At 35.0% G+C, this 26,616-nt stretch carries 34 protein-coding genes and 1 riboswitch; of the genes, 30 read left to right on the plus strand and 4 right to left on the minus strand.

Annotated features, from left to right (window positions below; genetic code table 11):
- Position 1: 1 nt before the first annotated feature.
- Complete coding sequence (locus B5P37_RS08325) at positions 2-577, minus strand: helix-turn-helix domain-containing protein (protein ID WP_085237784.1); 576 nt, start codon at positions 575-577, stop codon at positions 2-4.
- 134 nt (positions 578-711) lie between these two features.
- On the opposite strand from B5P37_RS08325, the gene B5P37_RS08330 reads away from it, so the two are divergent.
- The 21 genes from B5P37_RS08330 (at position 712) to B5P37_RS08435 (ending at position 18,196) form a co-directional block, all read left to right on the plus strand.
- Complete coding sequence (locus B5P37_RS08330) at positions 712-927, plus strand: helix-turn-helix transcriptional regulator (protein WP_085237785.1); 216 nt, start codon at positions 712-714, stop codon at positions 925-927.
- Positions 928-929: 2 nt separating this feature from the next.
- A complete protein-coding gene (locus B5P37_RS08335) occupies positions 930-1,148 on the plus strand; it encodes a helix-turn-helix transcriptional regulator (protein WP_085237786.1) in 219 nt (72 codons plus the stop codon).
- 12 nt (positions 1,149-1,160) lie between these two features.
- A complete protein-coding gene (locus B5P37_RS08340; RefSeq protein WP_085237787.1) occupies positions 1,161-1,364 on the plus strand; it encodes a pathogenicity island protein in 204 nt (67 codons plus the stop codon).
- A 1-nt stretch (position 1,365) separates the two neighbouring features.
- On the plus strand, positions 1,366-1,575 hold the full coding sequence (gene tscA / locus B5P37_RS08345; protein WP_085237788.1) for a type II toxin-antitoxin system antitoxin TscA: 210 nt from the start codon (positions 1,366-1,368) through the stop codon (positions 1,573-1,575).
- A 1-nt stretch (position 1,576) separates the two neighbouring features.
- On the plus strand, positions 1,577-1,849 hold the full coding sequence (locus tag B5P37_RS08350; protein ID WP_085237789.1) for a hypothetical protein: 273 nt from the start codon (positions 1,577-1,579) through the stop codon (positions 1,847-1,849).
- Entirely contained in the window at positions 1,849-2,151 is a 303-nt protein-coding gene (gene tscT / locus B5P37_RS08355; RefSeq protein ID WP_085237790.1) for a type II toxin-antitoxin system toxin TscT, read from the plus strand. The genes B5P37_RS08350 and tscT overlap by 1 nt, the downstream gene beginning before the upstream one ends.
- Before the next feature lie 97 nt (positions 2,152-2,248).
- Positions 2,249-4,621, plus strand: coding sequence for a phage/plasmid primase, P4 family (locus tag B5P37_RS08360; RefSeq protein ID WP_085237791.1), 2,373 nt, complete (start codon positions 2,249-2,251; stop codon positions 4,619-4,621).
- 315 nt (positions 4,622-4,936) lie between these two features.
- Positions 4,937-5,278 (plus strand): pathogenicity island protein, encoded by a 342-nt coding sequence (locus tag B5P37_RS08365; RefSeq protein WP_085237792.1) that lies wholly within the window; start codon positions 4,937-4,939, stop codon positions 5,276-5,278.
- A gap of 134 nt (positions 5,279-5,412) precedes the next feature.
- A complete protein-coding gene (locus B5P37_RS08370) occupies positions 5,413-6,591 on the plus strand; it encodes a phage portal protein (RefSeq protein ID WP_085237793.1) in 1,179 nt (392 codons plus the stop codon).
- Positions 6,578-7,144, plus strand: coding sequence for an HK97 family phage prohead protease (locus B5P37_RS08375; protein WP_085237794.1), 567 nt, complete (start codon positions 6,578-6,580; stop codon positions 7,142-7,144). Before B5P37_RS08370 ends, B5P37_RS08375 begins: the two co-directional genes overlap by 14 nt.
- Before the next feature lies 1 nt (position 7,145).
- Positions 7,146-8,375: a phage major capsid protein gene (locus B5P37_RS08380; protein WP_085237795.1), complete on the plus strand. Its 1,230-nt coding sequence runs from the start codon at positions 7,146-7,148 to the stop codon at positions 8,373-8,375.
- A gap of 58 nt (positions 8,376-8,433) precedes the next feature.
- The gene (locus tag B5P37_RS08385; RefSeq protein ID WP_085237796.1) at positions 8,434-8,715 is read left to right on the plus strand and encodes a head-tail connector protein; all 282 of its coding nucleotides are present in this window, start codon (positions 8,434-8,436) and stop codon (positions 8,713-8,715) included.
- Positions 8,716-9,134: 419 nt separating this feature from the next.
- On the plus strand, positions 9,135-9,455 hold the full coding sequence (locus B5P37_RS08395; protein ID WP_085237798.1) for a hypothetical protein: 321 nt from the start codon (positions 9,135-9,137) through the stop codon (positions 9,453-9,455).
- Positions 9,448-11,091: a terminase large subunit gene (locus B5P37_RS08400; RefSeq protein WP_085237799.1), complete on the plus strand. Its 1,644-nt coding sequence runs from the start codon at positions 9,448-9,450 to the stop codon at positions 11,089-11,091. Before B5P37_RS08395 ends, B5P37_RS08400 begins: the two co-directional genes overlap by 8 nt.
- Positions 11,092-11,263: 172 nt before the next feature.
- On the plus strand, positions 11,264-11,572 hold the full coding sequence (locus B5P37_RS08405) for a phage head closure protein (RefSeq protein ID WP_085237800.1): 309 nt from the start codon (positions 11,264-11,266) through the stop codon (positions 11,570-11,572).
- A gap of 97 nt (positions 11,573-11,669) precedes the next feature.
- The gene (locus B5P37_RS08410; RefSeq protein ID WP_085237801.1) at positions 11,670-11,903 is read left to right on the plus strand and encodes a hypothetical protein; all 234 of its coding nucleotides are present in this window, start codon (positions 11,670-11,672) and stop codon (positions 11,901-11,903) included.
- Between the two features lie 448 nt (positions 11,904-12,351).
- On the plus strand, positions 12,352-12,582 hold the full coding sequence (locus tag B5P37_RS08415) for a DUF3923 family protein (protein ID WP_085237802.1): 231 nt from the start codon (positions 12,352-12,354) through the stop codon (positions 12,580-12,582).
- A 508-nt stretch (positions 12,583-13,090) separates the two neighbouring features.
- Positions 13,091-14,629, plus strand: a complete 1,539-nt coding sequence (locus tag B5P37_RS08420; protein ID WP_085237803.1) for a coagulase domain-containing protein — start codon at positions 13,091-13,093, stop codon at positions 14,627-14,629.
- Positions 14,630-14,718: 89 nt separating this feature from the next.
- A complete protein-coding gene (locus tag B5P37_RS08425; protein ID WP_085237804.1) occupies positions 14,719-15,432 on the plus strand; it encodes an exotoxin beta-grasp domain-containing protein in 714 nt (237 codons plus the stop codon).
- A 310-nt stretch (positions 15,433-15,742) separates the two neighbouring features.
- Positions 15,743-16,441 carry an exotoxin beta-grasp domain-containing protein gene (locus B5P37_RS08430; RefSeq protein ID WP_085237805.1) on the plus strand — a complete coding sequence of 233 codons (699 nt, stop codon included), beginning with the start codon at positions 15,743-15,745 and terminating at the stop codon, positions 16,439-16,441.
- Positions 16,442-16,960: 519 nt separating this feature from the next.
- Positions 16,961-18,196 (plus strand): serine hydrolase domain-containing protein, encoded by a 1,236-nt coding sequence (locus B5P37_RS08435; RefSeq protein WP_420852989.1) that lies wholly within the window; start codon positions 16,961-16,963, stop codon positions 18,194-18,196.
- A 217-nt stretch (positions 18,197-18,413) separates the two neighbouring features.
- On the opposite strand, the gene B5P37_RS08440 is transcribed toward B5P37_RS08435, so the two are convergent.
- Both B5P37_RS08440 and B5P37_RS08445 read right to left on the minus strand, forming a co-directional pair.
- Positions 18,414-18,914 carry a GNAT family N-acetyltransferase gene (locus B5P37_RS08440; protein WP_085237807.1) on the minus strand — a complete coding sequence of 167 codons (501 nt, stop codon included), beginning with the start codon at positions 18,912-18,914 and terminating at the stop codon, positions 18,414-18,416.
- Positions 18,915-19,205: 291 nt separating this feature from the next.
- The gene (locus B5P37_RS08445; protein WP_085237808.1) at positions 19,206-19,625 is read right to left on the minus strand and encodes an Ohr family peroxiredoxin; all 420 of its coding nucleotides are present in this window, start codon (positions 19,623-19,625) and stop codon (positions 19,206-19,208) included.
- A 144-nt stretch (positions 19,626-19,769) separates the two neighbouring features.
- On the opposite strand from B5P37_RS08445, the gene B5P37_RS08450 reads away from it, so the two are divergent.
- Genes B5P37_RS08450 through B5P37_RS08460 form a run of 3 tightly spaced genes read left to right on the plus strand, consistent with a single transcriptional unit; the run spans position 19,770 to position 22,119 of the window.
- Complete coding sequence (locus tag B5P37_RS08450; RefSeq protein ID WP_085237809.1) at positions 19,770-20,774, plus strand: D-2-hydroxyacid dehydrogenase; 1,005 nt, start codon at positions 19,770-19,772, stop codon at positions 20,772-20,774.
- Between the two features lie 20 nt (positions 20,775-20,794).
- Complete coding sequence (aroD, locus tag B5P37_RS08455) at positions 20,795-21,520, plus strand: type I 3-dehydroquinate dehydratase (RefSeq protein ID WP_085237810.1); 726 nt, start codon at positions 20,795-20,797, stop codon at positions 21,518-21,520.
- 53 nt (positions 21,521-21,573) lie between these two features.
- The gene (locus B5P37_RS08460; protein ID WP_085237811.1) at positions 21,574-22,119 is read left to right on the plus strand and encodes a nitroreductase family protein; all 546 of its coding nucleotides are present in this window, start codon (positions 21,574-21,576) and stop codon (positions 22,117-22,119) included.
- A gap of 367 nt (positions 22,120-22,486) precedes the next feature.
- On the opposite strand, the gene B5P37_RS08465 is transcribed toward B5P37_RS08460, so the two are convergent.
- A complete protein-coding gene (locus B5P37_RS08465) occupies positions 22,487-22,807 on the minus strand; it encodes a thioredoxin family protein (protein ID WP_085237812.1) in 321 nt (106 codons plus the stop codon).
- A 280-nt stretch (positions 22,808-23,087) separates the two neighbouring features.
- Here B5P37_RS08465 and B5P37_RS08470 point away from each other — a divergent pair, with 280 nt between their 5' ends.
- From B5P37_RS08470 to B5P37_RS08495, 6 genes are all read left to right on the plus strand, one after another.
- Entirely contained in the window at positions 23,088-23,444 is a 357-nt protein-coding gene (locus B5P37_RS08470; protein ID WP_085237813.1) for an arsenate reductase family protein, read from the plus strand.
- Between the two features lie 79 nt (positions 23,445-23,523).
- Positions 23,524-23,904: a glycine cleavage system protein GcvH gene (gene gcvH / locus B5P37_RS08475; RefSeq protein WP_085237814.1), complete on the plus strand. Its 381-nt coding sequence runs from the start codon at positions 23,524-23,526 to the stop codon at positions 23,902-23,904.
- Positions 23,905-23,982: 78 nt separating this feature from the next.
- Entirely contained in the window at positions 23,983-24,378 is a 396-nt protein-coding gene (locus tag B5P37_RS08480; RefSeq protein WP_085237815.1) for a toprim domain-containing protein, read from the plus strand.
- Positions 24,341-24,652, plus strand: a complete 312-nt coding sequence (locus B5P37_RS08485; protein ID WP_085237816.1) for a thioredoxin family protein — start codon at positions 24,341-24,343, stop codon at positions 24,650-24,652. The genes B5P37_RS08480 and B5P37_RS08485 overlap by 38 nt, the downstream gene beginning before the upstream one ends.
- A gap of 45 nt (positions 24,653-24,697) precedes the next feature.
- Positions 24,698-24,806, plus strand: a riboswitch (SAM riboswitch).
- Between the two features lie 89 nt (positions 24,807-24,895).
- Positions 24,896-25,924, plus strand: a complete 1,029-nt coding sequence (locus B5P37_RS08490) for a methionine ABC transporter ATP-binding protein (RefSeq protein WP_085237817.1) — start codon at positions 24,896-24,898, stop codon at positions 25,922-25,924.
- Positions 25,917-26,612, plus strand: coding sequence for a methionine ABC transporter permease (locus B5P37_RS08495; RefSeq protein ID WP_085237818.1), 696 nt, complete (start codon positions 25,917-25,919; stop codon positions 26,610-26,612). The genes B5P37_RS08490 and B5P37_RS08495 overlap by 8 nt, the downstream gene beginning before the upstream one ends.
- Positions 26,613-26,616: the final 4 nt, after the last annotated feature.

A 26,616-nucleotide genomic window follows, 5' to 3' on the forward strand; every position in this document is an offset into this window, starting at 1 on the left:
TTTAATCACTCTTTTCGGATTCATCATATCTAGCAATACCATAACGGGTTTGAAAAATTATTTCAATTTGTTCCTTTATATTTTCAATATCTTGAAGCAACGCTTCTTTATCCTCTGTGATGTAATAAATATTATTATAATCATTATATTGTTTTAAAATTGCAGTTATCATGGTGAGATCGTTTACTGTGGAGTTTTTTAGAAATTTTAACGCTACTGATAAAAATAATTCTTCTGTATATCCTAATTCCATTGTGAGAATTTCTTTTAAATCGTTATCGATTCGTGTTCTGAAGTTTTTCCTAGATTCTTTAAAACTATTCTGTGATTCTTCCCAACTTTTTTTGAGTTCATCCTCAGATAAATCAGCCATTGTTTTTTTCCCTGTAATTAAATAAGTTTCGGAAACATCAAGGCCATAAGTGATACTTTTCAAAAATTCACGTGAAGGTTTTTCTCTTTTTCCATTTTCAATTTGCGAAATGTAGCCGGCAGAAAAACCGGTTTTCTTACTCAATTGTTCTAAAGTTATATTTTTTTCTTTTCTTATTTTTTTTATATTTTTCCCTACATTCATTATTACACCTCTTTCTCGTACTTTAATAATACCATTAAATTTAACTGTGGTAAATTTTTGTTTGACAATTCTTTTTAGCTGTGGTTAAATTTAACTATAGCAAATTTAGCTGTGGTTAAAAAGGAGGGGTGAATATGAATAATATGAAAGAGTTGAGAATTAACAAAAATCTCAAACAAAAAGAATTAGCTAGAATTACAGGTTTAAGTACATCGGCAATTTCATTGTTTGAAAATAATAAGTCAACACCATCAATGATTAGTGCTTATAAAATTGCGAAGGCTTTAAATGTTTCAATAGAAAAAATTTTCCCGCTAAATGTAGAAATTTATTTAAAAAAGGAGGAATAAACATGACAAAAATTCATTACCCAGTTTTATACATCACACGAAAGGAACACGGACACACGCAAAACTATGTGGCTAGAAAATTAAGTTTATCACCACAGCGTTATTCGTTAAAAGAAATTGGGAAAGCATATTTCACACTTCCGGAGGCACGCACACTCAGCGAAATGTATGGCATTCCAATTGAACAACTATTCTCAACTGAATTTCCAATTACACAATAAGGAGGGATAACGATGAAACAACAAGTAATTATTACAAAGACAATTGTCGGTTGGTACAACATCAAAGACACTAAACACAATTTGCTTTTGAATGTATCGCCACAAGTATTTGAACAGTATTTTCCTGAAATCAATAATGATGTTCAAATTGCAGTGTTAGAAATGGATCTATCAAGAATTACAGAAATCAAAAATAAGAAAAAGGTAGGTAGTTAAAATGAACCAACAACAAATACAGGTGCTTGATGATATTTATAATACATTGATTGCAGTAAGTGATGATGTAGCAACCGAGTACAAACATAAGATTAAAGATGGCGAAAATGAATGGTATGAAACTGTGAGCCGCGAGAAACATTTAGAATCAATTATTCAGTGGGCTGTACAGCAAATTGAAAATAACTTTGAAATTGTGGAGGAAATTTAAAATGGATATTTCAGAAAATATAAAGGAAATGAAACAAGTTGCGCTTAAATATGGTGATACAAAATATGCACTTGGTCGTGCTGTGGCACATAATGAAATGATCAACGCATTAGCAACATATATTGTAACGCAATTATCAGATGAGAATGTTATCGAAGCATTTGAGAATTTCCAAATGATGATTAGGGACGATCTGGAAATTGAAGAGAAAAACACAACAATACACTTGGACGAACTCTATGTATTACTAAATGACAAAGGAGAGAACGAATAATGAATTGGGAAATTAGAAATCTATTTAGTGAAATTGAAATAGTTAAAGAGAAAATCAATGATGCAGTTACTTCTTTTGAGTGGTTTGAAAATGAATATTTTATACATGAACCTAGTCACGTGTTGAGTATGAACGAAGTGAAAATACATGGCTATAAATATCATGAACACCGTATTCAAATTGCGCAGTTATGCGACTTAATGCATATATATATTGAGCGACTCGACAAGCAAATTCAAGAGTTTAAAGAAATAGAAAAAGCGTCATCAGCGAAGTTTGGCGACAGAACTGATAACGCATAGCAGAAAAAAATATAAAAAATAATCAGAGCGATTAAGAAACACTCTACTAACATTATAGCATTTTTCGCTCTGATTGTAATTGGTTGGGAGGTATTTTGTGGCACTAAAAGTAAAAGATAATATATTAAGAGTTAATGAAGATAATATTCCAAAAGAATTAAAAGAAATTCCTAATTGGGTGCTTTGGTGTGCTAAATGGAATGAAAAACAACAGAATTATAGCAAGGTTCCTTATAATGATAAAGGTTATAGAGCAAGTTCTAATAATAAGAATACATGGACTGACTTTAATACGGCTTATATAGAATACGAGATGAATGAAAAATACAGTGGTATTGGTTTTGTTTTAAGTGGTGACAATGAATACATTTGCTTAGATATAGATAACGCTGTTAGCGACAACGGTGAAATACATTCAGATTTGGTTAAAACACTAAATAAAATGACGTACTGTGAAAAATCACCGAGTGGAACAGGTGTACACTGTTTCTTTAAAGGCAAGCTACCAAGCAATCGTAAGAAGAAACGTACTGATTTAGATATTGAATTATATGATACGGCTAGATTTATGACGGTTACGGGCGAATCAATTGGACAAAGCGAAATAAGCGAAGATCAAACCATATTGAATAATTTAGTTGAACAGTATTTTAAAGAAGAAGCCTCTTTTGAAGCAACTACGACAAATAACCATAATAGTGAAAGTCAACTTTCTGATGAGGAAGTTATAAATATCATGCTTAAATCCAAGCAAAAGGATAAAATTAGTGACTTACTACAAGGAGATTACGAACAATATTTTGCAAGTCCTAGTGAAGCCGTACAAAGCTTATTACATTATTTAGCATTCTATACAGGAAAAAACAAAGCTCAAATGGAACGTATATTCTTAACTTATAACAATTTAACCGATAAATGGAATAGTAAGCGTGGCAATAGCACATGGGGAGAATTAGAGCTTGAAAAGGCTATTGCAAATCAAAAAGAAGTATATCAAAAAGGTATAAATGATTTTGAAGTAATATTAAGTGACAAAGAAAGTGTAAGAAAAATGTTAAGTAAAGTTGGGGATGATGAACGTTCATATATGGAAAAACTTTGGATAGAAGAGGGTGAGAAAGGCAGAAAACCAACAGTTATAAGCCCTAATAGATGCGCTCATCTTTTGAAAGAAAACTTGAAATTTATTTTATTTGACCTTGAAGAAAATACAAAATTAGCCATGTATAGAGCTGAAGAAGGCATTTACACACAAAATGTTTCTTATATTAAACGAGTTATTTCGTGGTTAGAACCTAAACTTAACAGCAACAAAGCTGACGAAGTCATCTATCACTTAAAGAATAGAGTCGATATAAAAAGTAAAACGAATTCGCCCGATTTAATACCTGTTAAAAATGGTGTGTTTAATCGTAAAACAAAACAACTAGAACCTTTTACACCTGAATATGTGTTTACCACTAAAATTAATACAGCTTATAAAACACAAAGTGGGGTGCCTGTAATAGAGGGTTGGAGTGTCGACAATTGGATTAATGAAATAGCTTGTAATGATCATGGTATTGATAAGTTGCTTTGGCAAGTTATTAATGATTCTTTAAATGGTAATTATACTCGCAAAAAAGCCATATTTTTAGTTGGTGATGGCAACAATGGTAAAGGGACATTTCAAGAATTAATAACACAGATTATAGGTGAAGAAAATATTGCAAGCCTAAAAGTGAACGAATTTGATGAAAGATTTAAATTAAGTGTGTTAGAAGGAAAAACCGCTGTAATTGGTGATGATGTGCCAGTAGGTGTTTATATAGATGATTCTTCAAATTTCAAAAGTGTAGTTACTGGTGATCCAGTTCTTGTTGAATTTAAGAATCAGCCTTTATATAGAGCCACATTCAAATGCACGGTGATTCAATCAACAAATGGCATGCCTAGCTTTAAAGATAAGACTTCAGGAACGTTAAGAAGATTGTTGATAGTTCCGTTTAATGCAAATTTCAATGGGCAATCTGAGAATTTCAATATAAAAGAGCAGTATGTTAAAAATCAAAAAGTATTAGAGTATGTGCTTTACAGAGCAATCAATATGGATTTTGATACTTTTGATGTCCCTGACGCATCGCACAAAATGTTAGACCTTTATAAACAGGATAATGATCCAGTTTACGAATTTAAAATCAATGTATTTGATGAGTGGTTGTTAAGAAAAATACCAAAATACATTGTTTACGGCTTCTATAAAGAGTTTTGTAAAAACAATGGATATTTTCCGATTTCAGAAAGGAAATTTCATAAGCAATTTAAGAGTTACCTCAGTGATGATTGGAAAACTGACGGTAAAGGAAAAGTAACGTGGGATAGATTAATTGAGTCCACTGGTGACTTAGATCTTATGAATAATGGTATAGACTTCCCTGAAAAAAATAAAACATATGCTTTATATGAAAACAATAATATTAAAGCTGTTTAGTGGTTACCGAAGTTACCGAAGTTACCGAAAGTTACCGAAAATAAAAATTTCAGTAACCACAATGGAGGGCGTCATGACAACGTTTGATAACAAAAAGTTACTGAGTTACTAGAAATATTCAACTTATTGCAAAAAAAATTAGGTTTGTATATGTGACTATATAAAAAATAAATACTAAGTTCTAAAATTTCGGTAACTCGGTAACTTAAGTAGCATAATCCCCCGCTCTTACTGTGTTTTATGAGGTTACCGAAAATAAAAATTTCAGTAACTTTTGTACGAATTTCAGTAACTTTTAAATAATTGGAGGAAATTATGAACAAGCATAAACTAAAAAAAGAAATATTAAATTATATCAAAAATCATAAAGAAACATCGTTTGTGGAAATTGAACGGATATTTGAAGAAAATGGCTTTGACTATAAAGGAGATGGCGCATATACAAGTGGTAATCATGAAAATGTGGTGTTTTGGCTTGGTTGGAATGAAGAGGCTTTTGACATAGTAGCAGAGCTAAAACATGATGGATTAATTGAAATGAATATTTGCCCACCTATGTACTATCTTATTGATGGTAAGTCTTTAAATCTTCCGATTGTTAAAAGTAAAAATATAAAAACAGATCACTGGTTGCCCGTAGCGTTTACAGCTGTATAACCTCAAACCCTTGCCACAACTAGACTTACATACCCTAGTGTGGTATAATTTAAGCAAATAAACCGAACGTATGTACTAAAAGGGAACAAACATTCTATAAAGTAGGTGAGAAAGTGCCGAAGTGGTTAAACAAGATGCTAGGACTTGAAACAATTGAGCGCAACACTGCACAACAATTTGAAATGCTTACGGGTGGCTTTAAGTCATTATCTCAATTTTCAGGTGACGCATATTCAAACGACATATATCGTAGTGCAGTTGATACAATCGCAAGACATATTGCGAAGTTATCAGGTAAGCATGTAAACAATACGAAAGATTTTAATAACTATAAAATCAACAGAATCTTACAAAATAGACCTAATCCATATATGAGTGGTTATGACTTTTTGTATAAAGTAGCGACACAATACTACTTATTCAATAACGCATTTATTCTTGTGCAAAAGGACAATAAAGGTAACTTGAGAAATTTATACCCGTTAACACCGAGCAGTGTTGAATATGTGGTTGATGATGTAGGTGAAATGTACCTTAAATTTTTATTCAACGATGGTGAGGTTATCCATTTTCATTTGTCAGAAATAGCCGTGTTGCGTCGTCACTTTAATTCTAATGAATTGCTAGGTGATAACAACGACGCGATCATGAATACATTACAACTTGCGTATACACAAAATGAGGGCATGACTGAGGCAATTAAGAACTCGGCTCAAATTAGAGGTATTCTGAAATATAATCAGGCATTGAGTCCTAGTAAGTTAAAAGAAGCAAAAGAAGAATTTACGAATAACTATCTGTCAATGGCAAATAACGGTGGTGTTGTTCCGTTAGACACGTCAATGGATTATCAGCAACTGAATATATCAGATGTTCAGGTGGATACGAACCAAATAAAAGTGATTAAACAAAAGATATATGAGTATTTAGGAATCAATGAAGCTATTGTGACAGGTAGTTACGATGAGAACACATGGCAAGCATTTTTCGAGTCTGTGATTGAACCTTTCGCTATTCAATTGTCATCAGAACTGACTGAAAAGATTTTTACAGAACGTGAACAATCATTTAGTAATCGCATCATTTTTGAATCTTCAAAATTACAGTATGCAAGTAATCAATCGAAATCAACCATTATCAAAGAATTGTTGCCACTCGGTTTACTAACCATAAATGAAGCCCGTGACTTAATGAATTTGCCTCATGTTGAAGATGGAGACGAGAGAATTCAAAGTCTAAACTACATTGAAAAAACACTAGCAAAGAATTATCAAATGGCAGATAAGGAGGTTAAAGCAGATGAAGGAAATTAGAAGTGCAGAAATACAAACAGATTCCCAAAGTACCGAAATGGTACTCGAGGGAACAGCAATTGTTTTTAATAAACCTACTCAAATTAATACGCCGACAGGTTCATATACCGAAATCATTAAACGTAATGCGTTAGATGGATTGAAGCTCAACGATACACGCTTATTAGTGTCACATGATATGAATCGCATTCCATTAGCAAAGTCACCTAAGACAATGGATATATGGACTGATGATGTAGGTATGCATTTCCGTGCTACCTTACCAGATACGGAAGAAGCCCGCTCTGTTTATACGGCAGTAAAACGGGGCGACCTCTCAGGTATGAGTTTCGGCTTCACAGTATCAGACGGTAGTCAATATGATGTGAATACACGCACACGAACTATTACCAAAATAGACAAAGTCCTTGAGTTTAGTGTTGTGAATTATCCCGCATATGCTGAGGCGAGTGTAGAGGCACGACAACAAATTCAAGAAGCAGAACTTAAATATCAAGCAAGACAACAAGCCTTAATCGGTTTAAATAAATTACAATCAAAGGAGATTAAATAAAATGTTTAATACAGTACAAGAAGCATTTAATCATTATCGCAATGCATCTCTTGAAGATATTGAAACACGCGCTGGTGAAATTAGAGGCACAATCGAAAATGACCCAGAAGCAGACGTGACAAAGTTAAATATTGAAATTGAAGGCTTAAATCAAGCTAAAGAAAATATTAAAGAAAAGGAGCAAGAACAAGTGGAAAATCGTTCATATAACCCTATTACAGGACAACAATTTAAACAAAATAATGAAGTTCAAAATAATAATGTATTCGGTACAGAAGAATACCGATCAGCATTCTTCAAGAAAATGTTAGGACAAGAATTATCAGATGTGGAACAACGTTCATTCAATCATGCAATGGATATTCAAAAATCAGAACACCGCGCAGATGAATTTACTTCATCTTCAAATGCATCAGCAGTCATCCCAGAGCAAACATTAAACGAAGTCATTCGTCGTGCGCGTACACAAGGTGGCTTACTTGCAAATGTACGTTCATTCAATATGCCTACAAAAATCCGTATCCCAATTAGCACACCACAAGAACGCGCTGAATGGCATACTGAGGGTGCTAAAGTAGAAGCAGACAAAGTAGTTACAACAGCGGTATCTTTTGAGGCGAATGAGATTATTAAAATCTTTAGTATCTCAGTGAAAGCTAAAACGATGAGCATCTCAGCATTTGAATCATATCTTGTTGAAGAATTGACTAACTGCGTTGTAGAAGCGATCGAATACGCATTGATTAATGGTACGGGTAACAATCAAGGTCAAGGTATCTTAACTGGTATTACATGGAATGATGAAAACAGCTTAGAGCTTACAGGCAAATATACTGACTTCACAAAAGCGTTAGGAATGTTAAAGCGAGGCTATGCACAAAATGCAAAATTCGCTATGAGCAATGCAACGTTATATAACACAGTGTATGGCGTTCAAGATGGTAATAAACGTCCTATCTTTGTACAAGATGCGCAACGTGAGAATGTAGGATATATCTTCGGTAAGCCAGTCATTATTGACGACAATATCGAAGACGGCACAATTCTATTAGGAGACTTTAACTATATCGGTTACAACTTACCGCAAGGCATCATGCTTGAATCTTCTCGTGAGTCTTCATTCCGTTCAGGCTTGATTGACTATCGAGCAATGGCGGTCGCAGATACACGCGTTTTAGTTGATGATGCTTTCGTTAAGTTAACAAGTGCTTCATCTGATGTAGGAGCGTAATAAATAACTAGGGCATCAGTTAATAGCTGGTGTCCTTTTTCATAAGGAAGTGAACTATATGATCATAACAATTGAAGATGCACGTAATGCTTTACGAATAGATGGTGATTACAATGACGATATTATCAAACCACTTATCGACGCGATACCTAACTACCTGTATATCACTACTGGTCGTGATTGGTTAGATGAACCAGTACAACCATTAGCACAAACGACAGCTAAGTTTATATTGCAGTTGTGGTTTGACCCACAGACACAAGACAGTGAGCGTTTAAAGCGTACGATTGATAGTTTATTGGTATCTTTAACTGCATTAGGTCGTGATTATAATGAGTAGGAGTATTCCAGCATCATTTTATAGAAGTAGCAAATGGGCTAAGTGTAAAAACAGCTATATGTCTAAACAGAATTATATTTGTGAAAGATGTGGTGGTTTAGCCTCTATTTGTCATCATAAAATATATTTAAATGCTGAGAATTATAAGAATCCATATGTATCATTGAACCACGACCATTTAGAAGCATTATGTCAGACGTGCCATAATCAGGAACATTTCGGGACACCAGCAATTGGGGAAGGATTACAATTCGATAAAGATGGAAATATAATAAAAGTATAAATTAAATTAATTAATTACCCCCCCTATAATGTCGGAGGTAAAAGAGTGTCTGGGAAACGGTGCAGGGGCTTTCTTTTCCTCTACCTGATATTTTCAACATTTAGGGGTGGCTAAAAAAAGATAGGAGAATATAAAAATGAAATATATCAATTTGGAAAAACTTAAAACATACATTGATAAAAATGATATAGAAAACAAACATATAGCATACGATTTATTAGAAGAACTAACATTTATGAAAGAAACACTGGACGAACTAAAACGTACTGTACGTGAGCATGGTGCGACATACGTATTTACTCAAGGAGAACAATCCTACCTTAAAGAGAACCCAGCTATGAAGTCATACAATACAACTGTAACAAAGTATAACGCCACTTATAAGCAATTATTGTCACTCCTGCCTCAACGTGTAGAAGAATCAGATACGTTTATGGACTTTGTGACCAATGGCTAACTACATTAAACAGTATTACCAAAAAATTGAAAGTGGCGATATTGTAGCTTCAAAACGTGTACGTAAACAATATAAGAAGCTTTTAGATGACATGGAGCATCACGACAAATACATTTATGATGAAACTAAAGCAGAACGCCCTATCGGTTTTATAGAGCGCTTCTGTCGTCATTCTAAAGGTGAGCTAGCGGGTAAGCCCCTAAAGTTAGATTTGTTTCAAAAAGCCTATATTTCGACGCTATTCGGCTTTGTCGATAAAGAAACAGGGTATCGACGTTATACCGAGTCCTTTTTCTTTGTTGGGCGTAAGAACGGTAAAACAACTATGTTAAGCGCTATTGCATTATATATGATGATTGCAGACGGGGAAAGTGGTTCAGAAGTGTATTCAGTTGCATCGAAACGTGACCAAGCTAATATCTTATTCGACCAAGCACATGAGATGATTGCACAGAGCCCTGATTTAAACAAAAATATCCGTAAGCGTAAAAGCGATTTATACTTTGCACATAATTTTAGTAAGATGCAGTCTTTAGCTAAAAACTCCAATTCATTAGATGGATTGAATGCGCATCTTGTTGTGATTGACGAATTACATTCTATTCAAGACCGCAATTTATATGAAGTAATGAAACAATCCCAGTCAGCACGTACACAACCGTTATTGATTATGATTACAACGGCTGGAACACATAGAGGCACGATATTTGATGATTTATATGAGTATGCTTGCAACGTGGTTGATGGTAAATTTGAAGATGATAACTTTTTGCCGATAATGTACGAGTTAGATCATAAAGCTGAATATAAAATACCTAAATGCTGGCAAAAGGCAAATCCTGCGTTAGGTGTGTCTAAAAAAGTGGAGGACTTAGAACGCAAAGTTGCACGTGCTAAAAACAATGTGAATGATTTAACGGGAATTTTAACTAAAGATTTTAATGTACGTGAAGTCACACATAGCGCATGGCTCACATTTGATGTGATTAATAACGAAGATACTTTTGATATACATGACTTCTCGGGTAGTTATGCGATAGGTGGTGCGGATTTAAGTATCACAACCGATTTGAGTTGCGCCACGTTATTATTCGTCGACCCTGAAACAGAAATACGTTATGTGCATCAGATGTATTGGTTGCCTGAGGATAATCTGAGAAAGCGTGTAGACGAAGATAAAATACCTTATGACAAATGGCATGAGCAAGGATTACTTCGTTTGTGTAGGGGTAATACGATTGATTACAGCGACATCACTGATTGGTTCTTAGAAATGTTGAATGAGTATGATATCACGCCACTATGGATATACTACGACAATTATTCTGCCCGTTACTGGGTTGATGAGATGGAGGCAAACGGTTTTATAATGGTACGTACACCACAAGGGGCAAAGACATTAAGCTTACCTATGCAAAATATGGGTGCAGACCTTGAAAAACACAAAGTGAATTATAATAACAATCCTATATTAAAATGGTGCTTAACAAATACAGGTATTGAAACAGATCGTAACGGCAACATTGCACCTGTGAAAAACCAATCACCTAAACGCCGTATAGATGGCACGGCTTCATTATTAGATGCTTATGTTGGTTTGTTTGATAATTATGAACAGTTTTTAAGAGCTATGTGATAGCTGGCAGAACGAATTATTCTGTTAGGGTAAGGACGTCGTGAAACACGACGGATGACAATCCCAAATTGAATAGTGTAAAAGTACATGCTCGAAAAAGGGCGCGTACTATTATTCTAAATTGACTAACAACAAATGGACAAAATTGTCTGCATGTAGAGGAGGTGTAACAATGGCGTATCATTTTAATAATAAAATTAAGATAGTTGAAAGAGTAAGCAGTGGACCAATGCCCGATAGCTACAAAGAAAAGTTAATTGCAAAACCTTGGTCGGATATAAAAACAATACGTGGGAATGAGTTTATAGGTTCAGGACTTACAGCGTCAGAAATACCCGTGAGGTTTATTATAAGATATAGAGAGGGGATTACAGCAAGTCAACGTATCAAATGGAAAGATTTAGATTTCTATATTGAATCGGTTCAAAATGATAATGGATTGAATAGGACTTTAACAATATATGCAAAAGCGTATAAATAAGACGCTGAGAAACGCATTCAGATGCATTATAATTATGATTTGTGGGTAATGGGTAAGTTGAATGCAAATAAAACGTGATTATAAGGAGGTGATATAAATGGATAAAGAATACATTTCAGAGTTATTAAAGAAAGATGGTTTAGATCATATTAAATTAACATTAATCACTGGTGAAGAAGTATCAGTTTCTAAAATTGAAGAAGACAATTCAGAAAACGAATTGATAGAAGTATTGGAACCAACAAAAATCACTGTTAATTTAAAATATGTAGTTACGATTGAAGAAATCTATCCCCCAGACTTTGAGGCATTGAATAATTTGTCATTCTAGTTTTTCAGAACACAAGAAGACGTTTGATATGACAATTGAAACGTTGGAGGCGTCTGATAAAATGAGTGCACAAATTTTAGTTGTTTTATCAATTTTAACATTTTACACTGATATGTAATTTTAATTAAAACGTTGATATGACAGTGTTTATAGAGTATAGCACACCATTATGTAAACGGATAAATCAAATCCCGCCGCTTCCACTATGTAGCCTATAACCATTGCGGTTATGGGCTTTTTATTTTTGGTTGCACAAAAAGTAAAAGGAAAAACGATTTTCCTTGCGCATAAAAGCACCCCAAATCTCATTAACTATTCAAAATCACACTTATATTTATAATATAACAAATAAAATAATTCTATAACATTTAAGGTATATATTGTTTTATCTAATATTTATGTGTTAAATTTTAATATAGTATTAACCAAATTAAAGGGGGCGATTGGAATGAAAGCTTCATGGATTTTTTGGTGGATGATTACTATTTTAGAAGGTGCCATTTTTTTATTTTTATCTATGCTACTTTGGAATAGAAATGTTGATGCCACAGGTGCACTGCAAACGCTAGAGATAAAATTACTGAATATTCTAGTGTTAGCTGCGTTTTTTTTGATACCTGTTATGATTCAGTTAATTTGGTGTATGGTCAATATAAGGAAAGCTGAAAGAAAGTCATAAAAGTAAAAATTGATTTATCAAAGGTCGTCAGTTGAGAAAACACGACAATTCATTGCCGTGATGTATCAATGTCTTGGACGACCTCTATAAATTTCAGAAGGATTCTATTTGAAGAAAGCTGGATTGAATTTAAGATAAGCGCGTTTGATATGTCGAGTTAAAATATATTTTAAAAGCATAATAGTTCTATATGTATCCATAATATTGATCATTTTATGCACGTATTCACACCAATCATTTACACCCCTTTTCATAATACTTAATGGCTATTTTAAATGTTAAAAAAGATGAAATAAGGTGAAGCCTCACCAAAAAATCATATATTAAAATAAGAAGAAAACTATCGAAAATAAGTATTAATAAAATCTTAATTAATGTAATTATTATTTATAATTGTTTTAAAAGGTAGTTAATTCTTATTAGAACTGTTGGAATATATAATTTAAATGTCTTATTAATGGGGAATGAGACAAAAGATTGAAGATGTTATGAAAAGGAGTACACCTAGGTGAGGAAAAAGTTATTTGTATTATCAGCGAGTGCGATTTTAGCATCACATATTGCTACAACAGAGCACGCAAGTGCAATTGTCAGTGGAGAGGAGAATCCATATCGGTCAAAAGCTTTAGATATTCAGGGACATAGAAGCACTGTTGTTTATAGTGAAGAATATAGAAAGAGTTTAGAGCGATTAGTTGATAAACTTACAATAGACAATTATGAACGTTATGATCAACCTGAGTTTAAAGAAGTGGTTGATAGATACAAAAATAAATTTATGGCAGAAGCAGAGGCAATAAATTTATTTTTGAAAGAAGAAAAAATGCTGAAAAGCAAAAATTATCAAGCAAAAGAAAGTATCTATGGTCTGACATATCACAGGTATATTCATTTATATAATGCGTTAGAAAGTAATAAAAATGAGTTCTTAAAAGAAATTGAGGAAATAGCAAATAAAAAACCGGACTTGAAAACATTTGATGAAAATGAACAAGAGAAAGTTGATGAAAAGCTAAATAGATTGGAAAATCAGGTATTAATGTTAGGAAGTACTTTTATAAGGCAAAACGAGGCAGTTCAAAATTTGTACACTAAGCTTGATTTAATTATTGGATACACAGATGGAGAACGCAATGCAAAGAGACCTGTAAATCAGAGAATGGTACTTGAAAAAACAGAAGATCTAGAAGCAATTATTGATGAATTTTTTGAAGAAATTGATTTATCACGACCAATGGATATTCCAGCATTGTCCAAAGAAAACGAAAAAGATAATAAAGTAAAACAAAAGCTAAGAGACGATGCTAAAAAAGCAAAAGAGGATAAAAGTTATAGACATCCACGCGCATTGAAAAAAGCTGAAATGCAATTGACAACAGGTAAGCATAAGACTCAGTCAATGTTATCACCTTCGAAACAAACGCAGACACAGGATTTAACTCGTGTGCGCGAGACGGTGGTTGAAACAGATTTTCCGTTGACAAAACAAGTCCCTACATATGTAGTGCAAGTTGGACAAAAGCCAATCCCTACATTGCAACAAGCGTCACATACAGAGACTTTTGAGGTGGAACAACCATCGCCTCACAAACGATCATTAGATAAGGCAGATGTTAAATCAACAGTGCCAAGCATGAACGGGATAAACGAAGCCCCAATTCAAACACATGCTGCGCCCAATATGCCTAGCTCGACAGAAAGACTGCATGTTACATCAGCACCAATTTCCCCAGTTGATGCGCAGAAGCATGGAGTACAAGAAACGATTACAGAATCTAATCTTATTGATATTGAAGAAACATCACATTATTCACGAACTGGAACATTACAAGGTGTGAGTATAAGTGATACATCAGGTTACACTGAACGTGATAAACGTGCGATTCGTCGTAATCATGTTCGTGAAGCTGAAGAAAAAGTGAACCAGTATGTCGATACACATAAGTATCAAGACAGAATAACGGCACAACAAAAAGTGAACATGTTAAGTGAAGCACACCAAAAGTATTTTAATAAAAAGATTAATCGTGCATACAATGGTGGCTAAGTGCAAATGATTCAAGTATAAATATGACTGCCACAATGACCGCGATTGTATGACATTAATATCATACAATTTTAAAGGAGTTTACATCTATGAAAATGACAACATTTTTAAAAGCGACATTAGCAGCAGGAATTTTAGCAACAGGGAGTTACGCAGGTGGTTTATTGCCAACAACTGCGCATGCAGAAGTACAAAAAGGTGAAACAGCAAAAGAATTAATTGATTATTATTCTAAACCATATTTTGAGTATAAGAATTTAACAGGCTATTACGAAAATGGAAGATTAGATTTACCAATACCAAATGCTTCAGCGTTGTCTGTAAAATTAGTAGGCAAAGATTTAGAAAAATATAATGCGCAAACGAAAACTTATGATGGTTTAGACGTCTTTGTTGTTCCAGAAGGTACAGGTAAACAAGCAACAACGAATTCAATTGGTGGTGTGACGAAGAAAAACAAGCAACAATATTTTGATGTAGTTTCAAGTCCAGAAATTCTCATTTATAAAAAAGCTGGTTTTGCATCAGAAGCGATAACGTTGAGAGGTTTTGATTTATATAAAGAAGAAATGACTTTAAAAGAATTAGACTTTAGATTACGTCAAATGTTAATCAAAGACTATGGTTTATATAAATATGGTTCAACTGAAGGTGAAATCATTATTTTTACAGATTATAATGAAAAAGATAGATATACATTTGAATTGCATAAAAAATTACAAGAACATCGTATGAGTGATGTGATTGATACAAGAAAAATTAAAGAAATTTCAATTGGATTTAGAGTACGCAATAAAAATTAAAGAGATTTAAATTGAATTTAGAGTACTTGAGTATTTTGTAGAAAAGTGATGTGCTTTTGATCAAATGACTTGTTGAAGGCAGTGCCTGTAAAGTGCTAAAAAGTGTAACAAGATGTCGCTGTTGTGTATCAGGATGAATGGTATTTACAGTACATCACAAAGTGAACATATTTGGGAAATGGTGACAATGTACTTTACTGACTATTTAACTGTATATACAAGGCTGAATCAGTGCATGTCACTGAAAATTAAGTAAGCCAAAATACTTGGAATCACATCTATTAGTTTAAGGAAGAAGGCGTTCACATCTATGAAAATAACAACATTATTCAAAGCAACTTTGGTAGCGGGTATTTTAGCGACAGGGGGTTACACGAGTACGTTACTCACGTCTACAGCACAGGCAACAGTTCAAGCACCTGAAACAGCAGCGTCATTGAGAGCATACTATTTAAAGCCGAGTTTTACTTATTCAAATCTTTCAGGTCATCGCTACGATTCAGACCGTATTGATTTTGTGACGAAACACCATACGCATGCGTCCATCAAATTAGTCGGTCAAGACCTGCAAAAGTATCATGAAAAGAATAAAACATATGAAGGTTTAAATATATTTGTTGTCCCAGAAGGTACGGGCAAACAAGCTACGCTCAATTCGATTGGTGGTATTACAAAGAAAAACGAGTACCAATATTACGATTATGTGAGCCGACCGATGATCACTGTTAACCAACATTTCCAGGCCGGTGTCATTTCAACGCGATTGACGAATTTTACTATCGCTAAAGAAGAAATCTCATTAAAAGAGCTAGATTTCAAATTACGTCAAATCTTAGTGAAACAGTATGGTTTATACCAAAAAGAATTAAGCCATGGAACGATTGTCATTAAAACGGGTGATAACCCTTCAGATAAATATACATTTGAGTTAGACAAAAAGTTACAAGCGCATCGCATGAGTGATGTCATTGATTCACGTACAATCAAATCAATTGATATTAAACTATAAATTCCAATGATAACCATAAACTTTAAAACAAAATAAATTTCTCCTTATAGAACGTTGACCCTTCAAAGTGACTCGGTAGTGACTTTGGAGGGTATGTTTTTGTTTTAGCAGTCGCTCGTCGCGGAGGTTATCCATTCGATTAAATGTGCCATGATATGTTATTTTCTTTTTGGATGTCCAGCTAAATATTAGATTACTTTACGAATATTTTATGCGTTTCTTAAAGGTTGTTTAGGATGATAGAATAGCAGTTTTTGTATTGTTGTGAACTCATGTATAAAATATATACTTCATTTGATGAAAATCAAGTCGTATGTTTTGTTAGTTTTATAAAATATTTTTAAGTTAGGCCAGTTTCATGGTACAATTTAAACAATGTTGTTATTCAGTATGTTGTGCAATGTTGATAGGGGCAAATATTGAGTCACAGCATGGTTATTATCTTAAAATTTCAGTTTCTTAATTCGATTTCTATTATGCTGTAAGGACAGTTTAGCTGAATGTAGGTTGGGAGAATGAATGAGGAGTAGAAAGCTAGTGAACAAAGGAAAAAAATCGTTGCTGACTTACTTGCTTATCGGCGGTATTGTGGTTGCTATTTTAGCAGGTTGCTTTTATTTGTATCATCAAATTAAGGCAATCAATGATATGACGCACGTCTCAATTGAAGATACATCACAACAGAAAAACAAACAGACGGCTGAAGGAACGGATGAAATCCCGCCGTTAAAAACCGTGTATAATTCTGAAAATCCTGCATCTCAAAAAATTGATCAATATTTACAACACGCGAAATTCAATGGTACAATTGCTGTTTTTGAAAATGGTCAGTTGATGATGAACAAAGGATATGGTTACCAAGACTTTGAAAGTGGTAAAAAAAATGACCCTAATACCCTTTATTTAATTGGGTCAGCCCAAAAGTTTCTGACTGGAATGATGGTCAAGAAGTTAGAACTTGAGAACAAAGTGAATGTTAACGATCCGGTATCAAAGTATATATCTGGTTTTGAATTTCATCAAAAGTTGACTATTGAAGATTTATTAAGACATCGCAGTGGCTTTTACAAATACCAAGGTTCAGATAAAATTTTGGATTTGAATGGTGCCATTAAAGAGATACATCAAAGAGGAATTGATCCTAAATTTTATCATAAGCATTTTTATAATGATGCCAATTACCTTGTTTTAGCGAAAGTGATTGAAAATGTGACGCACCAATCATATGTGAAAAATTATTATCATTTTATAGGAAACCCACTGGAATTGACGCACAGCGCATTTTTTAACGATACACGTTATGATGAACATTTTGCAAAAGGTTATGGCATTGATAAGAAGACCAATGCGCCTTACTATAGACCGCCTCAATATTTGGATCAGTATTATGGTGCAGGCAACATTTACATGTCGGCACATGATATGGGGGTTTTAGTGAGAAGTTTACAGACGAATCAGATGTTTCCTCAAGATGTGACGCACCCGTATTTACACGAACTGATGACCAAACGTTATCCTGAAAAATATCGTTATGGTTTTTATGTATACAATGACAAAAACCGAATCAATGGTATTTTTTTCGGTCATATTTTCACAACGTATTTCAATGACCAGTATATTGTCGTATTGGCCACGAATGATGACCAACCGAATCCGAACAACAATGAAGCGAAGATTAAGCATATTTATTACAATATTTTAAATCAACGCGCGATCATTAATCAACCTGGTGTGACGGTTGGCCCGGAAAATTAAATGAGTCATATTAATTAACAGGCATGGTGAATGTGATGGCAATAGATTCATTGTGCCTGTTTTGATATATGTGACATGTTCAGATTAAGGGCGCACAATAATACGGATGGCATGTTTTAATGGATTTTAAAGAAGGAGAAATGTTGTTAGCAAGAAGATTCAGAAATCAAATATTGTGATATCAATGGGTGTCACATTAGGGCATAAGAAGAATCATCTACGTATAGTAAATGAACCAGTGATCTTCAATGTAGCGATCATCGATTTTACGTGCGTGTGCTTCAATTGCTAAAAATTCAAATCCGAGTTGATTAAAAAAATTTTTTGCGGCAATATTGTTAGACGCGACAGATAATACGATATGTTCGATTCCCTTGTCTCTCGCAAATGAAATGAGCGTCTCTACGAGTTGTTGTGCGATGTCTTCATGTCGATATGGTGGAGCGACATAGAGGGATTTGAGTAATGCTTTATGTCGTTTGGTTATCTCTAAATTGAAGTTTAATTGTATGAAGCCAATTAAAGCGTCATGGTGAAAAGCACCTAAAATGACGACTTGGTTTTGTGAGTCAGGATGGAGTAACTGATCACTATTCTCCAATGTATGTGTTGGAAGGGCATAAACCTTGTCGAAATAAGGGGAGGTTTTTTCCTCATGTGCCGTGCTGATCAACTGTTTGAATTGATTTGAATCCTCATGTGTTAAAACTTTTATCATATTACAACCTCCTGCGCGCCATCATGTTCATTCCTAATGATAATCAAAAATTTTTGAAAATTCAATAATGTTTATGGATTTTAAATATAAATTGTTTTATCAAATTAAAATCTGACTATAATTAATTGATATTGATTAAATAGAAATGATGATTTTACAAATGTAAAGCAGGATAGAAAAAGTGTATTTAATCTGTCATATCGAATCATAAATCACACCTTTCAAAGTGAGCGTGAACGCAACACAATGAAAGGTGTGGTTTGTAATCGTAAAATCGTATGAGAATATCGCTTATTCTACGACGCGAACTGCCATATTAAACGCAATGTTTCCACGTGTTGCTTTTGAGTATGGACAAAATTCGTGTGTTTCTTTTAAGCATTGTTCTGCGTCTTCTTGAGACATGTTTTTAACTGTTGCTTGAATGTCCACACCTAACATAGGGCTTTCTGAATCGGGGTCATCCATTAATTGTACAGTTAAAGCAACAACGGGTTCTGCTTGACGGAAACCGTTACGTTTTAAAATCATATCGAATGCACCATTAAAACAAGAAGCATAACCTGCAGCAAATAATTGTTCAGGGTTTGTTTCGCCTTCTTTGGCATGATCGGGTGGTGCCAAGTTTAATTTTAAAGTTTGGTCCTCTGTTTCAACTTGGCCTTTGCGTCCACCTGTGTTCGTTGCAGTGGTTTGATAAATGACAGTCATTCGAAATGCCTCCTTTGGTTTCTGTTTGTCTCATATTGTTTACCCATAGACTCAGATTTTAATCATCATGTCTTTTCAAATGAACGAGAATGATCTATAGTTGATTTATTCAGAATATACTGATATTTAAAGGAGGAACGAATTATGAAAAAAATTAAAGTATTTGATGTGAGAGAAGATGAACGCCTTGCATTAGAACAATGGGCACTCGCACACCAAGGTGAAGTGGAAATCGAATGCATAGAAGGTGCTTTAGACGAACAACAAATTGCACAATTTACGGATGTAGACGGGATTACGATTTCTCAAACGACTACATTTAATAGCCAATTTTATGCCCTATTGGCTGACAAGGGGATTTTTCACATTGCCCAACGTTCTGCGGGCTACGATCAATTCGATTTAGCGGCGGCGAATCTTGAAAATGTTAAAATCAGTAATGTTCCGAGCTATTCACCGCAATCGATTGCAGAGTTTGCAGTGACACGTACATTAGAATTGGTACGTCATACAGCACAAATCGATCGTAATATGGCACAGCATGATTTTACGTGGAATCTCAATTTACAAGGGCGAACGATTGAGTCACTTACAATTGGTGTGCTCGGTACAGGGAGAATTGGGCGTAGAGCGGCAAAAATTTTTAAAGGATTTGGAGCGAAAGTGTTAGCTTATGATATCGCACCTGATGAGCAACTCAAAGACATTTTGACTTATGTAGATAGCTTGGAAGCGTTGATTCAACAAGTGGACGTGCTCACGCTTCATATTCCGGGTTCTAAAGAAAATTATCATGTTGTTAATGAGTCGGTTTTAAAACAAGCGAAACCAGGATTATTGTTGATCAATGCTGCAAGAGGCAGTGTGCTAGATACACAGGCACTCATCCGTGGCTTGAACGAAGGGCGTATCGCTGGAGCGGCCATTGATACGTATGAAAATGAAGGGGCATACTTCCGTCATGATTGGGGACACCGTCAATTAGAAGATGACACGTTACAATTATTATTAGAACATGACCATGTATTGCTTTCGCCACATGTTGCATTTTATACTGATGAAGCTGTGAAAAATTTAGTGGATATTCCATTAGATGATGTTTTATCATTTATTCATACACGACAAGCTGAAAATATTGTGAATCCATAAAAAGAAAAGGGGAAACATCAGTGAAAACAAAAATCGTTGCCAGTTTAATGCCAACGCATTCATCTTTGACAGAAAGTGAGTTGCAGCATGTGACACGGTACGTGGATGATTTTGATATTTTAGAATTACGTATTGATGCGTTAACTCACTGCGAGATTGCTACGGTTCGACAAATCGTTCAGCAGTTAATCGAATGTTCAACCGCGTTTGAATTGCTTGTGACCTACCGGACATCGGATCAAGGTGGACAAGGGCGGTTATCTCAAGATGATTATTTACAGTTATTGCGTGATTTAGCCACACTGGAACATATTGATATGATTGATATTGAATGGGCGCAATATCAAGACAATAGACGTCAAATCGTTGAAGCGATTCATCAAGGTGGAAAGATTTCGATTGCTTCGTATCATAATTTTAATGAAACACCTCAAATTGAAGTGCTCAAAAAAACTTACTACCATATGGCGCAATTAGGTGCGAATCATTTGAAAATTGCAGTGATGCCGCATTCGCAACAAGATGTATTAACATTGTTACAAGCGTTAACCGAAGCGAGCGAGGCTTTGCCGCAATGGGTGACAGGGATAGCGATGGGGCAACTCGGACGCATTTCGAGAACGGCACAGAATGCATTTGGGGGCGCTTTGTCTTATGGCGCGTTGTTCGACAATGTTGCACCAGGACAACTGCACGTGCATACGCTGGCAGAAGTGTTACCGCTATACAGTATATTTGAAAGTTAGACCTCTGTTGTATATAATTGATAATGGTTATCAATAAAAAGGGGTCGATAGAGATGGAACTTCGAGAAGCGATTCAATCACGAAGAAGTATAAAGAAGTTCGATAGAGAGATGTATATCGATGAAGAAGCAGTAAAAACAGCTATTTTTGAAGCGGCGGACGCACCGAACCATGGGATGAGAGAACCGTGGCGTGTGGTTTATGTGCCCAAACGTAAGCTCGGTGATATGAGCCGAGAAATTTCTCGATATGCATTTCCTAGAGATCATGAAAAACAACAAAATCATTATGAAGCTGTGACGCATCTAGGTGGATTTTTAGCGATTGTTATGAAATGTGATGCGCGGCAACGAGAAGATAATGAAAATTATTTAGCAGTAGGTGCGTTCGCGCAGAATTTATTATTATTGTTGTATGAAAAAGGGATTGGAACTTGTTGGAAAACGCCCGATTATATATTTAACCCTAAAGTGCGTACAGCATTCGGGGTCGGGCCAGATGAAAAACTTGTAGGATTTATTTATCTTACCGACCTCATAGATGAGGAAAACTACAAGAAAGTTCCACGTAAAAATAGAGGTTTAATTTCAGAGTTTTAAAGTAAACGACGCAGATCTAAGAGGTGAATAACATGAGGGAGCGTGTCTCCACGAATTTGCGAGGGATTTTTCCGAGAGCGGTGTCTTAGAGCGCGTTGAGATGATGCTGAGGGAAGTCGCGTATACATGAATACGCTTTAAACATAAGATACTTCGTAGACGCACGAAAAACAAAATTTTGGCAGAAGCGATGAGACTCTGTGCTAACATAAAGTTACATCTATAAAAAAGAACCGAGAGAATCTCTCGGTTCTTTTTTATAGAAACAGGAAGGACAATGTAGTGCGATTTAATGTCATCAGCAATAAGACTTTAACGCACCAGGCATGAAGTGCTATCCTGTTCGCTAATTGTAGGGTGTTAAAAGTTAGCCTAAACTTTCAGCGAGGTACTGTTCCACTTGTTCAGGTGATTTTGCATTTGCAGAGTGAAGATGATGACGTTTTTCACCATTTTGGAAAATTAAAAGGCTTGGAATACCCATCACTTCATATTGTACAGCCGCTTCTTCCAATTCATCACGATTCACTGAATACCATGTATATTGGTTATATTTTTCAATAATGGGGTCAATCCACATATCCATTGCTCTACAATCTGGACACCAACCCGCTTCAAATTTAATGATAACGGGTTCGTTGCTTTGAATGACTTGATTGAATGTCTCCATTTCAGTAATACTTTGCATGTTAGACCTCTCCTTATAAATCAATTAAGTAACGATATTATATCGGATTTTGGCTAAGAAGTCACTTTACATTGATTTTCAAATGCTGTGCAAATGAAAGGTGAAATAGATTGTTTTCTTTTTCTTAAAGCGTTACTATTACATTGTGAATATATCTTTGCATTATATAAATAGTGCAGTGTTAATAATTATATATCTCATAATTTGATTTTCTAACAAGTAGATATAAACAATCATAATTCAAGATATTTAAAATGTATTTTAACGAGGAGGTTTATGAATGATTAAATTTTATCAATATCCTAACTGTACAACATGTAAAAAAGCGGCAAAGTTTTTGTCGGAGCATGGTGTGAGTTACGAACCTATAGACATTACACAACATACACCAACGAAAGAAGAATTCCGCGAGATTATTGAAAAATCAGGTGTCGATATTAAGAAATTTTTTAATACACACGGCGCAAAGTATAGAGAACTGAATCTGAAAACGCAATTGGACACGATGCCAGATGAAGAAAAATTAGAATTGCTTGCTTCTGATGGTATGTTGGTGAAAAGACCCCTTGCGATATCTGGTGATGTCGTGACATTAGGATTTAAAGAAGACGTTTATCGTGAGACTTGGTTATCATAAAATAGTTGATAGAATAAGCGCAATGTGTCATGATTGAAATGTAAACGTACACGTACATACAAAATAGGAGGGGATTCAAGTGGCAGTGCCAAGTGAATTAAAATATTCCAAAGAACATGAATGGGTAAAAGTTGAAGGAAATACTGCGATTATTGGTATCACTGATTTTGCACAAAGTGAGTTAGGGGATATCGTTTTCGTTGAACTTCCGGAAGTGAATGACAACGTATCTGAAGGGGAAACTTTTGGTAGTGTAGAATCTGTTAAAACCGTTTCTGAATTGTATTCTCCAGTTTCAGGTCAAGTCGTTGAAGTGAACGAAGATTTAGAAGATACACCTGAAGCAGTCAACGAATCACCCTATGAAAATGCATGGATGATTAAAGTTGAATTGAATGATTCAAGCGAGCTAGATGCATTAATGGATGCAGCAAGCTATGAAAAAATGATTGGTGAATAATCGCATCATGAGAACTCCTCGGTAATGTCATTATCTAGGAGTTTTTTATATACAAATATTTTTTAGAAGGTGAAGCACATGACGATGATCCATAAGGTGATAGTGGTTGAAGGGAAATCTGATAAAAAACGTCTTCAAGAAGTGTTGCTAGAACCTGTAGAAATCATTTGTACACATGGAACAATGGGAATCGAAAAGCTAGACAATATGATTGAATATTTGTATGATAAACAAGTCTATATATTAGTTGATGCAGACGCAGAAGGTAGACGGATTCGCAAGTGGTTTTCCACGTATTTGAGTGAGCGGATAGATATCGTTATCGACACGACTTATAGTGAAGTCGCACGCTGTCCACGTGATTATCTCGCTAAACGTTTACAAAATTTTGGTTTTAAAGTAAAGCAAGACTTTTTTGTTAAAGGGAAGTATTCTTATGCCGAATGTTTCAAAACAATCAAACAATATATCTGAACATTTCGATAAAAGTGCCCATCTTATTTTTGGATATACGCCGATGTGTGGGACATGTAAGGTGGCGGAACGAATGTTAGATATTGTGAATGAAATGGTGTCATGGCCTCTGGTGAAAGTGGATTTGAATTATTACCCGGAGTGGAGTCAAACACATGAAATCCAATCCGTTCCTGTACTACTCATCATGCGATATGATCAAGAAGTTGAACGGATTTATGCGTTTCATTCTGTTACTGATTTATTAGAAAAAATAAAAAAACCATTGACGTAAGTTGCGGACAATGATATTATAGTAAACAATTAAATAATCAGAAAACTCTTATCCAGAGTGGTGGAGGGATGTGCCCTACGAAGCCCGGCAACCGTCTATATTATAGAAATGGTGCCAATTCACAAAAAGTATTGACGACTTTTGAAGATGAGAGAAAAGCGACTCGTGTTATTGCTTTCTCTTTTTTCTTTAAAAGAGAAAGCATTTTTTTAATTTATAAAGGAAAGACTGAGGAGGCGTAGAATGATTACACTTAAAAATATAGTGAAGAAGTACGAGAGTAAATCAAAATCTGTAACTGCTGTAAATAATGTAAATCTCGAAATCGATAGAGGTAAAATTTATGGGATTATCGGATTTTCAGGAGCAGGTAAAAGTACTTTGATTCGATTATTTAATTATTTAGAGAAACCCACGTCAGGTGAAGTCATCATCGGCGGCGATCATATCGGGCAATTAAGTCCATCTGAGTTACGACGAAAGCGTCAAAAAGTGAGTATGATTTTCCAACATTTTAACTTATTGTGGTCTAGAACGGTGTTGGATAATATCATTTTTCCACTCGAAATTGCGGGTGTTCCTAAAGGTGAAGCGAAAGAACATGCGATGGAACTCGTCTCTCGTGTAGGGTTACAGGGGCGTGAGCACGCATATCCATCAGAGTTATCAGGCGGACAAAAGCAGCGTGTCGGTATTGCGCGTGCTTTAGCAAACAATCCAGAAGTATTGTTGTGTGACGAAGCGACAAGTGCGCTAGATCCACAAACAACAGATGAAATACTAGACTTATTACTTCAATTGAAAAAAGAGAATAATTTAACGATTATTATGATCACACATGAAATGCATGTCATTCGACGCATTTGTGACGATGTTGCTGTGATGGAAAACGGTAAAGTCATTGAGGAAGGAAAAGTGTCAGACATTTTTGAGAATCCACAGCATGAGGTGACACGTCGATTTGTTCGAGAAGACTTGAAACCGAGTGATCAAGGCGAAGATTTAACGCACACCTTTGATTTAAAAGCTGATGAAGTGTTGGCGCGACTGACTTTTTCGGGTGAAAATACAACACAGCCGGTCGTGTCATATTTGACAGAAACGCATCACCTTCAATTGAATATTTTAGAAGGAAACATTAAACATTCTAAAACGGGGGCTATCGGTTATTTGCTCGTGCATATTAAAGATTTTTCAAAGATACACTTTGAAGAAATTAAAGCAGCGTTAGATGCACAAAATGTAGACATTGAGGTGATCAAACATGGGTAAGAGTATGAGCGATATTTTACACGAAATGATAACCATGCCGAATGTAAAATGGCCTGCCGTATGGGAAGCGACATACGAAACATTGTATATGACGATCATTTCGACGGCGTTTTCATTTGTACTCGGCTTGATTCTAGGCGTTATACTTTTTCTGACTTCAAAAAGTGAAGCGAAAACGGGACGTATTTTTTATAGCATTGTCTCATTTGTTGTCAACTTATTCAGAGCAATTCCGTTCATTATTTTGATTTTACTCTTAATTCCGTTTACCAGCTTACTGCTCGGTACGATTAGTGGACCTACAGGGGCTTTACCTGCATTGATTATTGGCGCATCACCGTTTTATGGCCGCTTAGTAGAAATTGCTTTAAAAGAAATTGATAAAGGTGTGATTGAAGCCGCACGTTCAATGGGGGCAACAACATGGAACATTGTGCTTAAGGTGTTAATTCCTGAATCATTACCCGCACTTATCTCAGGGATTACAGTGACGGCAATTGCATTGGTTGGTTCGACAGCGGTGGCAGGTGTTATTGGTGCCGGTGGATTAGGTAACCTTGCTTACTTAACTGGTTTTACTCGGAACCAAAATGATGTCATCTTAGTCTCAACGATTTTTATTTTAGTGTTAGTATTTTTAATTCAATTTCTAGGAGATTGGATGACGAATAAAATAGATAAACGTTAATAAA

It is taken from the genome of Staphylococcus lutrae, from assembly GCF_002101335.1.
Lineage (GTDB): Bacteria > Bacillota > Bacilli > Staphylococcales > Staphylococcaceae > Staphylococcus > Staphylococcus lutrae.